Here is a 12,765-nt window from a genome sequence, read left to right as displayed (position 1 = left end):
GTTACGGTTTTTCTCCATATACTCAATGTTGATGGTGTCGTAAAAAGTCACGAAGCCCTTCGACCCTTCGGCCGGCTTCCTTCGACAAGCTCAGGACAGGCCCGCTCAGGGCGAACGGTGTAAGTGATTGATATTCCGTTTGTGTGGTTCGGAAAGTTTAATGGACCGTTCGTGGGGAGCCTGTCGAACCATGAACGGAATCCGGAAAACGAGTTTTTACGACTTCATCAACTTTGAGCGGCTTACAGCAGGGAGGCTTTCGTATATTCCCGGGGCGGTTTTCTCTCTGCAGAAAAAGGCCTCTACGGACCGGGTCCTCCAAGAGAACCCCCGGCGTCCTTTTTAGCATGTCCCGATTCACAAAAATCGTCATAACAGCATATGCATGAACTTTATTTTCTAAAATCACTCGTCATCATCTTTGCAATATCCGCCGTCGTCGTATTTGCACTGCACAGAATCAGAATCCCCTCTATTGTCGGATTCCTGTTAGCGGGCATCGTACTCGGCCCTCACGGCTTACATCTTATACGGGACCTCAACACAATCCAGACCTTTGCGGAGATCGGAGTCATCCTCCTGCTTTTTACGATTGGCCTTGAGTTTTCCTTATCCAAATTTTTAAGAATGCGTTTGGAAGTCTTCGGGATCGGCGGGCTCCAGGTTCTCATAACCGTGGTTGCAGCCGCCTTCATCTCCAATCAATGGATCGGAGATATCAATACTGCGATCTTTATTGGGTTTTTAACCGCGCTGAGCAGCACCGCAATTGTAATGAAACTGCTCTCCGAGAGGGCGGAACTGGATACGCCCCACGGAAGAGTCAGCGTGGGTATCCTGATATTTCAGGATCTCTGCATCGTGCCGTTTATGCTTTTTATTCCGGTGATGGCCGGTAATCACGGAACAAGCGAATTACTGTTCACCCTCGCAAAGGCCGCTGTCATCATAGCAATCGTTCTGCTTTCAGCCAAATGGCTCGTGCCGAATCTACTGTATCAAATTGTCCGCACAAGAAGCCGGGAACTGTTTGTGATTACAATCTTGATTCTTTGTTTTGGAATCGCTTTCATCACTTCTGAATTCGGACTTTCCCTCGCGTTGGGTGCATTTCTTGCCGGCCTTGTGATTTCGGAATCCGAATATGCACAGGAGGCAACATCAGCAATATTGCCGTTTCGAGACAGTTTCAGCGGGCTGTTTTTCATATCCGTGGGCATGCTGATGGACACATCATTTGTTGCAAACAACCTGGTTATTGTTCTCTCTCTGGTCGGCGGGATCATCTTCCTGAAATTTTTCAGCAGTTTTCTTTCGATGATTCTGTTGAGACGCGCGGTTCGGACATCGATACAGTCCAGCCTGAATCTTGCACAGGTGGGTGAATTTTCATTTGTGCTTGCGGTTGCCGGAATCGAAGCAGGCCTGATCTCAGAAGATATATACCAAGGATTTCTTTCCGCATCGATTTTAACCATGCTTTTGACCCCTTTCATTATGAAAATTTCGCCCTTTATCTCCACCCGGTTGAGCACCCGGAAACTTCTGGGCAGGCTTGAAAATATCAAAGCAAAGTCAGAGTACAGGGAATCTCCGGAACAAAGAAGAGATCACACCATTATCATCGGTTTTGGTTTGAACGGAAAAAATCTTGCCCGAGTCTTGCAAGAAGCGGATTTGCCCTATGCAATACTGGAATTGAATATCGGTACCGTCCGGAATATGAAGAAACGTGGAGAACCGATTTATTACGGCGATGGAACGCAGGTTGAAGCACTTCACAGACTCGGAATCACCACGGCCGGGGTCCTCGTCATTGCAATTTCAGACCCTTCCTCCTGCAGGGATATTGTCAAGACCGCAAGAAACCAGAATCCGGATCTCTATATCATTGCAAGAACCCGATATACTTCTGAAGTCGACGATCTATTAAGCCTTGGCGCAGATGAAGTAATCCCGGAGGAATTTGAAACCTCTGTGGAAATATTCTCAAGAGTCCTCAGCCATTACCAGATACCGAAAAATGAGATCTTTAACTTCGTCGACATGATTCGAGAAGATGCTTACAAAATCCTGAGGCAAACAAAAACCGCAACACGGAAACCGTTCTTCGACAAACTTACGGTCCTGTCTAAGGTTGCCGTTGAGCTCTATACAATTCATGACAATTCACCCGTCGTGGGCAAATCGATAGAAAACCTTAAAATCAGAACCCGGACAGGTGCTACGATCATCGCAATTGAACGTGAAAATCAGATGCAGACAAGCCCTGCTCCGGCATTCCGCTTGAAGGTCGGTGATTTGCTTTTTATTACGGGGAAACGAGAAGACATCAACAAAGCACTCATTTACCTTACCGAAGGACGGACATGAATTTCTTTGCCGGAAGGCAAATTCCACCGTCACCACCCGGCCCCGGGTTCGGCAATCTTGCCGTTGTCTCAATGGGTGCCCATCAAGCACAGCACGAATCTTTTGCGATTCCACCGGGCTTTCTTTCATTTGACTTATTTTCTATTTTCCATTTATCTTCAAAATGAATAAGCTGCCTGACGGCAGAAAAAATATTGATTATCAGACGCCTTGGCCAAGCAAGTTCTTCCGTGCAAAGTGAACTTGACCGCCAACTCAAGATTGCAACTGGACTGTAAATTACTGCCGGGGACGGTTCTAATTTTTATATCATAGTTTCTATTAGCCTAATCGAGAACCGTTCCCGAATTCATCTTTTTCTCCTCCTGGTAGCACTTCACCGGTCCTTCGAAAACCTTTTTCATGCAGAGGTTGCAGGAGATGCAACGGGCCGGGGTTAAATCCCCTGCCTGCCATCTTTGGATCAGTCCCGGCTCCCGGATGAAGGGGCGGCTCATGGAGACCATCTCGACGACGCCTGATTCCAGGATTTCATCGATCCGCTCAAGGGAACGGATACCGCCAACCAGGATCAGGGGGATCTTCGTCTCTCCGCGAAGCCGATCGGCATTAGCCAGGAAGTAGGCCTCGTTTTCGCGGGCCTTGATTTTGGGACGGGTCGAAAGACCCGTTTCGTAGATCCCGCCGCTGATTTCGATGGCGGCGAAATCTTTTCCGTCGAGGAGTTTCACCACCCGGGCGGCTTCCTCGATATCAAGGCCGTTTTCCAGCCCCTCTTCGGAGTTCAACTTGACCAGGACGGGAAACTCTTTTCCGCAGCGGGCCTGAATCCGATCAAAAATTTCCAGAATGATGCGGGTCCGTTTCTCCGTGGTGCCGCCGTAGTCATCGGTCCGGGTGTTGGCAAAGGGGGAGAGGAAGCTGCTCAACAGATACCCGTGGGCACAGTGGAGCTGCACCCCGTCGAAACCGGCCTTCTGCGCCCGCTCGGCGGCAGTGACAAAGGCCTCGATCACTTCGCGGATCTCCTTTCCCGTCATCTCTTTCGGCGTGTATTTCATGGCCCGGGAATAAACGGCCGAAGGAGCGATCGCCTCCCGGCCGCCGATCAGGTCCGGCACGCTCTGCCGCCCCCCGTGGGAGAGTTGCACCACAACATGCCCTCCCCCGTCGTGGATCATTTCGGACAGCCGGGCCAGTCCGGGGAGGTGTTCATCACTGTAGATGCCAAGGGCGTTCGGCGCCGTGATCCCCCAGGGATGGACCATGGCGTTGCCGGTGACGATCAGTCCGATCTCCCCGGCGGCCAGTTCCCGGTAGAACCGGATCAGTTCCTCCGTCACCTTCCCATCCTCGTCACAACGGTTCTCGTAGGTGGCCGACCGGACAGCACGGTTGGGAAGAAACATCCCGCCGATTTTCACCTCTTCAAATAGTCTGGACATCTTTTCTCTCCTTGATCGATACGGTTTATGGAATGGGCTGGACAGGGCATTCCTGTCCATTTGCCACCAGTATAGGTCATCAACGGTCTGTGGGCAACCGGGACGGGTTCGCCGTGTACGCTTTCGCCGGGGATAAACCCCGGCGCTACACCCCCCCCTCATCCCAACCTTCTCCCCGGCGGGGAGAAGGGGCAACTGCTCGGCACAGATGAAGTTACTTCCTCTCCCTGAGGGGAGAGGATCGAGGTGAGGGGGGACGTTGACTCTCCCCCTGTTCTCCGCGAGAAACGAGTTTGGTTTGCTTTGTCCCTCTGTCCCTTTGCCCCTTTGCCTTTTCCTTTGCCTTTTCCCGATTGACTCCACGGGTATAAAAACCCTATGATAGGACCATGGAGAAAAATGAGGGAATGGACAAACTGTTGACCATCATGGGGAAACTTCGCTCGGAGCACGGCTGTCCCTGGGACAAACAACAAACCATGGAGAGTCTCAAACCCTTTATCATCGAAGAGGCCTACGAGGTGGTGGAAGCCATTGAACGGGGTAAACCGGAAGAGGTCTGCGAGGAGTTGGGCGATCTGCTGCTGCAGATCGTCTTTCTGGCCCAGATCGGGAAGGAGTCGGGGGATTTCGAATTCGACGATGTGGCGCGGGGAATCAACGAAAAGATGCTGCGACGCCATCCCCATGTCTTCGGGAACGAGACGGCTGACAACGCCGAGGAGGTTTTACACAGGTGGGAGCAGATCAAGAAGGAAGAGCAAAAAGACCGGAAGAGAAAATCGATTCTCGAGGGAATTCCCAAGGCCCTGCCCGCTCTGCTCAAGGCCCACCGCCTTCAGGACCGGGCCGCCCGGGTCGGCTTTGACTGGGAGCATATTTCCCAGGTACTGGAAAAGGTGGAGGAAGAGACAGCCGAATTCAAGGAGGCGCTGGAGAAGAAAGATCCGGAAGAGATTGAAAATGAATTCGGTGATATGCTCTTCGCCCTGGTCAACCTCTCCCGTTTCATCAAGGTCAGTCCCGAGGATGCCCTCCGGAAGACGATCAGCCGCTTCATTGCACGGTTTCAGCATATCGAGGAGTACGCGGCCCGGCGGAAGGTTGAACTCCACACCCTGACTCTGGAGGAAATGGAGCGCCTCTGGAACGAGGCGAAGGCGTTAGGGAAATAAAGAATTCATCCCCATCAGAGGAATTTCTTGCCGATCAGGACACCCTCGATCTCACCATCTATCAATTTTTGGCTGTCATCAATACGGCGGTATAGATATTCTGTCACATCATGTCCAAACAACCGGGGGAGGCCTCCGAGGAATTTTGACTTGACAAAATGATCGTATAAATGTACATTTAGAAGCATATCTAACTTTAAGAGGACCACTATCATGACAAAAACATTACCCATTACCGAAGCTCGGCATAAGCTCAAAGAACTTACGGAGGAATTTGCCGGAGAACACGAACCTGGTGCAGTCGCAGTCACACGGAGAGGAAAACCTGTACTGGCGGTAATGCCGTGGGACCTTTATGAGACGATTATGGAAACCCTGGAAGTCCTGGGAGATGAAGAACTCACGGAAAGTCTGCGTTTGAGTATTCAAGATCTCCGGGATGGGAAAACAATCCCCTGGGAGGAGGTCAAAAAGGACCTGGGTTTGTAATGGGTTACAAAATTGTCCTCACCGTACAGGCGAAAGAGATGCTTACGGCCATCCCGGACCGACGGATCAGAGAAAAAATCGGCTGTCGAATTGATGGATTGTCCAACGATCCGGAGAAACAGGGGAAAGCATTGACCGGTGACCTCGCCGGATACCGGAGCATCCGGGCAGCCGGACAGCGTTATCGTATTCTATATCGGGTGGAGCGGAAGGAGGTCGTTGTTCTGGTAGTAGCGATTGGAATCCGCAAAGAGGGAAGCCGTTCCGACCTGTACCACCTGGCAGCGAAACTTTTTCGTCTGAAATTATTAGGCTCTCCCAAAAGTTCACGGAAGAAAAAACGCTGATGCCGGCAACTACACCCCCTTTTTCCGCCCCGTCGATGCAATAAATCGCCTGAGAGATTTGCGCTCCCGCTCCCGTATCTGGATGATCCGGACACCTATTTCGTAAGACTTGTTCTTTTTCAATTCCTCAACACGGGTCACTTTGGCCTTGCAGGCAATCGGTGTTTTACGGCCCGGCACCTGGAAAGCGAGATGGAGAACACTGCCCAAGGGAAGAACGCTGCTGTAAATCAAAAGCGCCCCTCCTTCACTGAGATTCTTGACGGAGAAGAGATCCCCGGAATCCGAGATCACATTCAACCGTCCAACCAGCGATGCGCTGACACGTTCAAAGTCACGCCGTTCGTCCTCATAAAGAGCGATTTGATTCTTTCCCCGGCTTTTCGCACGATAGAGGGCCCGGTCGGCTTTTTTGATCAGTTCCGAACCGGTCGCGGCATCCACCTTCAGGGTAGCCACACCTCCGCTGATGGTAAAATTTTTCAGGGGCTGCTTTGCACCTCCGGTATATTTGGTGATCTCCACCCGATTCCGGATACGCTCGGAGATCACCATGGCTCCTTCCTTGGTCGTTTCCGGCAGAAGAATGGCAAACTCTTCCCCACCATAACGGACCACCACATCTACATCCCGAACGCCCTTTTTGAGTGTTCGGGCCAGTTTTTTTAGTGCCTGATTCCCGGCAAAATGCCCGTTCGTATCATTGTAGTTCTTGAAGTCGTCCACATCAAAAATCACCAGGGAAAGGGGAGCGGCATAACGCTGCGCCCTGACGATTTCATTCTTCAGGGCCTGCTGAAAATAGCGGTAATTGAAAAGCTGCGTCAGTTCATCGAGATAACTTTCCTGTTGGGTCTTCTGAAAGATTTTAATTTCAATGATCTTCGGGTTCTTGATTCGGTGGTTGATGTCGATGAAATAGTCGAGAAGAGCCACCCGAAAATCGATCTCCCTTTTAATACACTTGCGCATCTTCTCCCAATGGAGAAGGATCTCATCCCAGTGTTTTTTGGCCGTTCTTTTCGGGAATTCAAGATGAGCCGTGGTAAAAAACAGGTAGGGGAAAAAATCGTTACCGCAACGTTCCACCAGACGATCCACCTTTGCAATGAATGTCCGATGGTCCCTGGAATTGCCTGCCAGAAGCTTGTCGATATCCGCCTGTATCCGGGAATTCCTGTTCACGGCCATCCGCTCCTCCTCTCTTTAATTACGGACCCACCTCCTACAACAGACGGACTTTTTACGAAGCCGTCAGCTCATACAACACCGGCCTTCAAAAGATCATGCAAATGAATAATACCCACCGGTACATGAGCTTCATCAATAATCACCAGGGAAGTAATGGAGTGCTTCTCCATCACCTGAACCGCCCTGGCCGCCAGGGCATCGGCTTCAATTGTCCGGACCCCCGGGGACATGACATCCTTGGCCGGCACGGAAAGAGGATCTTCCCTCCGGCCGATCTCCTTTCCGAAGAACCGGCGCAGGTCGCCATCGGTAATGATCCCCTTCAAGATCCCGTCGGTATCGACGACGGTGGTGACACCCAGTTTCTTGGCGGAGATTTCGTAGATCGCCTCCTTCATGAGATCTTCTTCTGCAATCCTCGGGATTTCCTCTCCCGCATGCATCAGGTCCGACACCTTGAGAAAGAGCCGCTTCCCGAGCGTGCCGCCGGGATGGAAATAGGCGAAATCTTCCGTTTTGAAACCCCGCTTGCTTAAAAGTGCCGCCGCCAGGGCATCCCCCATGGCAAGAGCCGCCGTGGTACTGGCGGTTGGAGCCATCCCGAGTGGACAGGCCTCCTTTTCCACACTGACATCAAGTGCGACGTCGCTCCGTTCGGCCAGGAAAGAACCGGGACATCCGGTCATGGCTACCAGAAGGTTCCCCTGCCGCTTGATCAAAGGGAGAAGCGTTGCCAGTTCTTCCGTCTCTCCGCTGTTGGAGAGGGTCAGGACCACGTCGTCCCGTACGATCATCCCCAAATCCCCGTGGATCCCTTCGGCAGGATGCACGAAAAAGGCCGGCGTTCCCGTACTAGCAAAGGTGGCGGCAATCTTCCGGGCGATGATGCCGGATTTTCCCATCCCCGTCACCACGACCCGTCCTTGGCAGGCATAAATGATCTCCACGGCCTCTTCAAAATGTTCGTCCACCCGATCAATGAGAGAGAGGATTGCATCGGACTCTATTTTCAACGTGTTTTTCGCCGTTTCAATCAGTGAATTATCCTTCCTCTTCATCCCCTTGGTTGTCATGATCTTTCCGATTCCTTTCCGGATACAACGGCATGGATCCCGATGACCTGCCGGAGCAGTTCGGGCAGGGAAGATAAGGCCAGCATGTTGGGACCGTCGCAAAGGGCACGGTCGGGATCGGGATGGACCTCCAGGAAGATCCCGTCCACGCCGGCGGCCACGGCCGCCCGGGTCAGCGCCGGCACGAACTCCCGCTGACCTCCCGAAACGGTCCCCTGCCCGCCGGGAAGCTGGACACTGTGCGTACCGTCGAACACGACCGGGACGCCGAGATCCCGCATCACCGGCAGAGACCGCATATCGGAGACGAGATTATTGTAGCCGAAGCTGCTTCCCCGTTCCGTCAGGATTATTTGCTCGTTCCCGGCCTGACGGATCTTCTCCACTACGTTTTTCATGTCCCATGGGGCCATAAACTGCCCTTTCTTAACATTGACGGCACGGCCTGAACGCGCCACAGCCATCAAAAAGTCGGTTTGTCGGCAAAGCAGGGCGGGAACCTGAAGGACATCGATAATTTCAGCAGCCGGACCGACCTCCTCTTCCCGATGGACATCGGAAAGAACGGGAAGATCGAACTCCTCACGAACGCGCTGAAGGATCTTCAGCCCCTCCGTAAGCCCCGGTCCGCGAAAAGAGGCATAGGAGGATCGGTTTGCCTTGTCGAAAGAGGACTTGAAAATGAGCGGCATCCGAGCATCGGCGGCGATCCTTTTCAGTCTCTCCGCGGTCTTGAGTACAAGCGATTCGCTTTCGATGACACAGGGACCGGCAATCAACACCAGAGCCCCTCCTCCGATCCGCACCTTGCCGATCTGCACCGTTGCCGTCATTGTCCCTGCCTGCTCTTTAAGGTATCGGGAACCGTTCCGCTCTTCTTTTGACTCCCCAACTTCCGTCGATACTTCAAGGCCATCGTGACAAAGTCCCGGAACAACGGGTGGGGACTTCTCGGCCGCGACTTGAATTCGGGATGAAACTGGCAGCCCACGAACCATGGATGATCACGCACCTCAACAATCTCCACCAATTCCCGATCCGGTGACATCCCGGCGATGAAAAGACCCTGCTCCCGGAGGAGATCAAGATAACGGTTGTTGAATTCAAAGCGATGACGATGACGCTCGGAGATCTCCATCTTCTCGTAGGCCGTATGGGAAAAACTTCCCTCCGTCAGCACGCAGGGATAGGCGCCGAGACGCATCGTCCCCCCTTTGTCCGAAGCCGAATCCCGCTCCTGTACGGTATTGTCCTTGAAGTCGGTCCATTTCTCCAGCAGGTAGATCACCGGATCGGGTGTTGCGGCATCAAACTCTGCGCTGTTGGCATGCGGCAGGTTGCAAACATGACGTGCATACTCAATGACGGCACACTGCATACCGAGACAAATGCCGAGGAAGGGGACCTTCCGGGTCCGGGCATACTCGACGGCGGCGATTTTTCCTTCAATCCCCCGCTCACCGAATCCGCCGGGGACCAGCACACCGTCCACATCCCGCAACAACTCTTCCGCCCCCTGCTTCTCGATCTCCTCCGCATCGACCCATTTCACGTTGACCCGGGCATCGTTGGCCGCCCCCCCATGGGTCAGCGCCTCGTTCAGGCTCTTGTAGGATTCCCGAAGATCGACATACTTCCCGACAATCCCGATCGTCGTATTGTAGGTCGGGTGCTTGATCTTCTCAACGATTTCTTCCCATTCGGAAAGGTCCTGTCTGCCGTTCCCGATTTCCAAGAGTTCCACGATCTTGTCGTCCAGACCTTCTTTGTGCAGAAAGAGAGGCACCTCGTAGATCGTCTCCACATCCCGGGCGGAGATAACCGCGTCGTGATCTACATTACAAAAGAGGGCGATCTTCTTTTTGAGGTCTTCGGGCAGGAAATGCTCGGTCCGGCAGAGGAGAATATCGGGCTGAATTCCGATCTGGAGGAGTTCCTTCACACTGTGCTGCGTCGGTTTGCTCTTGAGTTCCCCCGCCGCCCGGATATAGGGGACAAGCGTCAGGTGAACATAAATCACGTTCTTCCGGCCCGCATCCTGGCGAAACTGACGGATCGCCTCCAGGAAAGGAAGGGACTCGATATCACCGATGGTCCCGCCGATTTCGACGATCACCACATCAACATCATGAGAGACCGACCGGATACTCTCCTTGATCTCGTTCGTTATGTGCGGCACCACCTGCACCGTGCCGCCTAAGTAGTCGCCCCGCCGTTCCTTCTGAATCACGGCGTTATAGATCTTCCCGGTCGTATAGTTGCTGTTTCGGTTCAGCTTGGCGTTCGTGTACCGCTCGTAATGCCCCAGGTCGAGATCGGTTTCCGTCCCGTCGTCCGTCACGTAGACCTCCCCGTGCTGGAAGGGGCTCATCGTGCCGGGGTCAATATTGATGTAGGGATCGAGCTTCTGCAGGGTCACCGTCTGCCCCCGGCTCTCGAGCAGCGCCCCCATCGAGGCCGCAGCAAGCCCCTTGCCCAGAGAGGAAACCACCCCGCCCGTCACAAAGATATATTTCGTAGTCATCTTCACCCCTTATCTCTTTTCCGATTCATTCATTGGTCATACGAAAGGCACATAATCATATAAAATCATTTTCGTCTTTTTGCAATCATCTCTTTCACTGAGAGATCTTGCAAAGTGAGATTATTTCGAAGCGCCTTAAGCTCTTTTATCGTATCCTCCGGAGTCGGTTTTTCTTTCACCTTCTCATAAAACAGGTCCCGAATTTTCTCAAGATCCTCCGGAGAGTCAACACCGACGGAATCGTAGTCGGTCTCCTCCACCCGGATTGTATAGCCATTCTCCAGGATCCTCAACTGCTCCAATTTTTCCCGCTTTTCCAGGGGCGACGGCGCCATCCGGCTGTATTGTAACAAAAAATCCCTTCGGTAGGCATAAAGTCCGAGATGTTTCCAGAAAGAAAGTTCCGACAGGCAATCTTCATCAATTTTCCGGCCCCGGTCAAAGGGAATCGGAAAGCGGGAAAAATAGAGGGCCCGCCCCGCAGGGCTCTTCACGACCTTCACCACATCGGGATTTCGCAGATCTTGCAAAGAACGGATCCGAACACAGGGCGTGACAACGGGCTCTTGCGCTCCCTCCTGGAGAGGCCGGATGCAGGCATCGATCACATCTCCCCGGATCAGGGGCTCATCCCCCTGAACGTTCACAATGATCTCGGCGTCAAGCCCCAGTGCCGCTTCCGCGATCCGGTCCGTCCCGGAAGGATGCTCCCCTGAGGTCATGACCGCCTCCCCCCCGAAGGCACGAACGGCCTCAAGAATCCGCTCATCATCCGTCGCCACAATGACCCGGTCGACCCGGGAAGCCCTTTGCACCCGCTCATAAACCCATCGGATCATCGGCTTTTCGCCAATCATGGCAAGTGGCTTGCCGGGAAACCGGGTTGAGGCATAACGGGCCGGAATAACAGCAACAACGCTCATGAGGAATTCCTGAGGAAATCTTATTATGGATGGGAGGTTATCTTAGCAGAGGAAGGGGGGAGGGGTCAATACAAAGATAGGGTGTTAAATCAGGTGCAGAGGTTCAAGGTTTCCGTATCTGTTGCGCTCCATGCCAAACCGCAACAATCCAGATAGTCTTCTTCTCAAGGCGGTAGAAAAAACGGTAAGGCGGGACAATCACCTCCCGATGAGGGAGATCGGGAAACTCGGGGATGCTGCGGCCCGATTTCGGAAACCTTTCCAGACGCCGCAGAATCTTTTCCGTTTTGTCCCGAAACTCCTGCGCCGCCGACGGATTGTCATGATGAATATAACCCAACGCCGCCAGGAAACTTCGCCGTGCCGAAGGGGTAAAGCGGACCTTCAAGATTCATCGCCCTTCAGCAAAGCGTCGGCCTCTCGCAGGACACTGTCCAGGGAGTGTCCCCTGGAATCCATGATTTCTTTCTCGCCTGCGGCCAGCATGCGAAGCAATTCGTTCTCCTGCCGGGTCCGTTCATATACGTCAATGCTGATCAGAACCGCTCTCGCCCTGCCCCTCTGAGTAATCACGAGAGGACCCTGAATATTTTTCAGACGTTTCAGAACAGCGGCCGCATCTTGCCTCAGATCCGACACGGGAACAATCTCTGGAATCTTAACCATTACATGTACCTCCTAACGTATCTTTACTTGTACCACACAACGCATCGAAATACAACCTGTGAGTTTCTTTGCAATTCACCCCTTCAGCGAAGCGAGGGATGACGGCCTCCCCCTTGCCTAAGGGGACCGACGGGGATTATGTCTTTGCCTTGGTCCTCCCCCTTCGTGAAGGGGAACTGAGGGGGATTATAATTTTGCTTTCTCCCGGAGCGGTCTGTAAACCGCCCCCTACATGACACCCCGCGAGGAGTCTGCCGTTGACCTTTCTTGCAATTCAGGGGAAAAGTTTAACGTCCCCCCTCACCCCAACCCTCTCCCCGCTGGAGAGAGGGAATTGTTCTTGCCTTCCCCGTGTTCCCCCTGTCCCCCGTGGCTCATGCCCATTGCTTTTGACTTTGATTTTTCGTAACTACTCAGGTCACCCCTCTTTTCCCGCATGACTGCGGAAAAATAGAAGCAACCTGAGCAGTTACGGTTTTTCTCCATATACTCAATGTTGATGGTGTCGTAAAAAGTCACGAAGCCCTTCGACCCTTCGGCCGGCTTCCTTCGACAAGCT

General features: G+C 53.0%; 12 protein-coding genes. 4 read left to right on the top strand and 8 right to left on the bottom strand.

The window, feature by feature from the left end:
* Positions 1-381 precede the first annotated feature (381 nt).
* A complete protein-coding gene (locus GXP58_11060; protein NOY54138.1) occupies positions 382-2,373 on the top strand; it encodes a potassium transporter KefB in 1,992 nt (663 codons plus the stop codon).
* 326 nt (positions 2,374-2,699) lie between these two features.
* On the opposite strand, the gene GXP58_11055 is transcribed toward GXP58_11060, so the two are convergent.
* Positions 2,700-3,818 (bottom strand): NADH:flavin oxidoreductase, encoded by a 1,119-nt coding sequence (locus GXP58_11055; protein NOY54137.1) that lies wholly within the window; start codon positions 3,816-3,818, stop codon positions 2,700-2,702.
* Between the two features lie 389 nt (positions 3,819-4,207).
* Here GXP58_11055 and mazG point away from each other — a divergent pair, with 389 nt between their 5' ends.
* From mazG to GXP58_11040, 3 genes are all read left to right on the top strand, one after another.
* Positions 4,208-4,993 carry a nucleoside triphosphate pyrophosphohydrolase gene (gene mazG / locus GXP58_11050; GenBank protein NOY54136.1) on the top strand — a complete coding sequence of 262 codons (786 nt, stop codon included), beginning with the start codon at positions 4,208-4,210 and terminating at the stop codon, positions 4,991-4,993.
* Between the two features lie 213 nt (positions 4,994-5,206).
* A complete protein-coding gene (locus tag GXP58_11045) occupies positions 5,207-5,482 on the top strand; it encodes a type II toxin-antitoxin system Phd/YefM family antitoxin (protein ID NOY54135.1) in 276 nt (91 codons plus the stop codon).
* The gene (locus GXP58_11040; protein NOY54134.1) at positions 5,482-5,829 is read left to right on the top strand and encodes a type II toxin-antitoxin system RelE/ParE family toxin; all 348 of its coding nucleotides are present in this window, start codon (positions 5,482-5,484) and stop codon (positions 5,827-5,829) included. Before GXP58_11045 ends, GXP58_11040 begins: the two co-directional genes overlap by 1 nt.
* Before the next feature lie 9 nt (positions 5,830-5,838).
* Here GXP58_11040 and GXP58_11035 read toward each other — a convergent pair whose 3' ends face one another.
* The 7 genes from GXP58_11035 to GXP58_11005 form a co-directional block, all read right to left on the bottom strand.
* Positions 5,839-7,020, bottom strand: a complete 1,182-nt coding sequence (locus tag GXP58_11035; GenBank protein NOY54133.1) for a diguanylate cyclase — start codon at positions 7,018-7,020, stop codon at positions 5,839-5,841.
* 68 nt (positions 7,021-7,088) lie between these two features.
* Positions 7,089-8,078, bottom strand: a complete 990-nt coding sequence (locus GXP58_11030) for a KpsF/GutQ family sugar-phosphate isomerase (GenBank protein NOY54132.1) — start codon at positions 8,076-8,078, stop codon at positions 7,089-7,091.
* Between the two features lie 11 nt (positions 8,079-8,089).
* Complete coding sequence (kdsA, locus tag GXP58_11025) at positions 8,090-8,926, bottom strand: 3-deoxy-8-phosphooctulonate synthase (protein NOY54131.1); 837 nt, start codon at positions 8,924-8,926, stop codon at positions 8,090-8,092.
* Entirely contained in the window at positions 8,923-10,617 is a 1,695-nt protein-coding gene (locus tag GXP58_11020) for a CTP synthase (protein NOY54130.1), read from the bottom strand. Before GXP58_11020 ends, kdsA begins: the two co-directional genes overlap by 4 nt.
* A 65-nt stretch (positions 10,618-10,682) precedes the next feature.
* Positions 10,683-11,540 (bottom strand): 3-deoxy-manno-octulosonate cytidylyltransferase, encoded by an 858-nt coding sequence (kdsB, locus tag GXP58_11015; protein ID NOY54129.1) that lies wholly within the window; start codon positions 11,538-11,540, stop codon positions 10,683-10,685.
* 103 nt (positions 11,541-11,643) lie between these two features.
* Positions 11,644-11,928 carry a type II toxin-antitoxin system RelE/ParE family toxin gene (locus GXP58_11010; protein ID NOY54128.1) on the bottom strand — a complete coding sequence of 95 codons (285 nt, stop codon included), beginning with the start codon at positions 11,926-11,928 and terminating at the stop codon, positions 11,644-11,646.
* Positions 11,925-12,206 (bottom strand): type II toxin-antitoxin system Phd/YefM family antitoxin, encoded by a 282-nt coding sequence (locus GXP58_11005; GenBank protein ID NOY54127.1) that lies wholly within the window; start codon positions 12,204-12,206, stop codon positions 11,925-11,927. Before GXP58_11005 ends, GXP58_11010 begins: the two co-directional genes overlap by 4 nt.
* Positions 12,207-12,765 lie beyond the last annotated feature (559 nt).

This window comes from Deltaproteobacteria bacterium, from assembly GCA_013151235.1.
Classification (GTDB): domain Bacteria; phylum CG2-30-53-67; class CG2-30-53-67; order CG2-30-53-67; family CG2-30-53-67; genus JAADIO01.
The sequence above is the reverse complement of the archived record's forward strand: the minus strand, read 5'-3'. Positions and strand labels throughout refer to the sequence as shown.

Coding starts and splice junctions, on each gene's coding strand:
- GXP58_11060 (NOY54138.1), top strand. CDS start 382: ATGCATGAACTTTATTTTCTAAAATCACTCGTCATCATCTTTGCAATA.
- GXP58_11055 (NOY54137.1), bottom strand. CDS start 3,818: ATGTCCAGACTATTTGAAGAGGTGAAAATCGGCGGGATGTTTCTTCCC.
- mazG (NOY54136.1), top strand. CDS start 4,208: ATGGAGAAAAATGAGGGAATGGACAAACTGTTGACCATCATGGGGAAA.
- GXP58_11045 (NOY54135.1), top strand. CDS start 5,207: ATGACAAAAACATTACCCATTACCGAAGCTCGGCATAAGCTCAAAGAA.
- GXP58_11040 (NOY54134.1), top strand. CDS start 5,482: ATGGGTTACAAAATTGTCCTCACCGTACAGGCGAAAGAGATGCTTACG.
- GXP58_11035 (NOY54133.1), bottom strand. CDS start 7,020: ATGGCCGTGAACAGGAATTCCCGGATACAGGCGGATATCGACAAGCTT.
- GXP58_11030 (NOY54132.1), bottom strand. CDS start 8,078: ATGAAGAGGAAGGATAATTCACTGATTGAAACGGCGAAAAACACGTTG.
- kdsA (NOY54131.1), bottom strand. CDS start 8,926: ATGACGGCAACGGTGCAGATCGGCAAGGTGCGGATCGGAGGAGGGGCT.
- GXP58_11020 (NOY54130.1), bottom strand. CDS start 10,617: ATGACTACGAAATATATCTTTGTGACGGGCGGGGTGGTTTCCTCTCTG.
- kdsB (NOY54129.1), bottom strand. CDS start 11,540: ATGAGCGTTGTTGCTGTTATTCCGGCCCGTTATGCCTCAACCCGGTTT.
- GXP58_11005 (NOY54127.1), bottom strand. CDS start 12,206: ATGGTTAAGATTCCAGAGATTGTTCCCGTGTCGGATCTGAGGCAAGAT.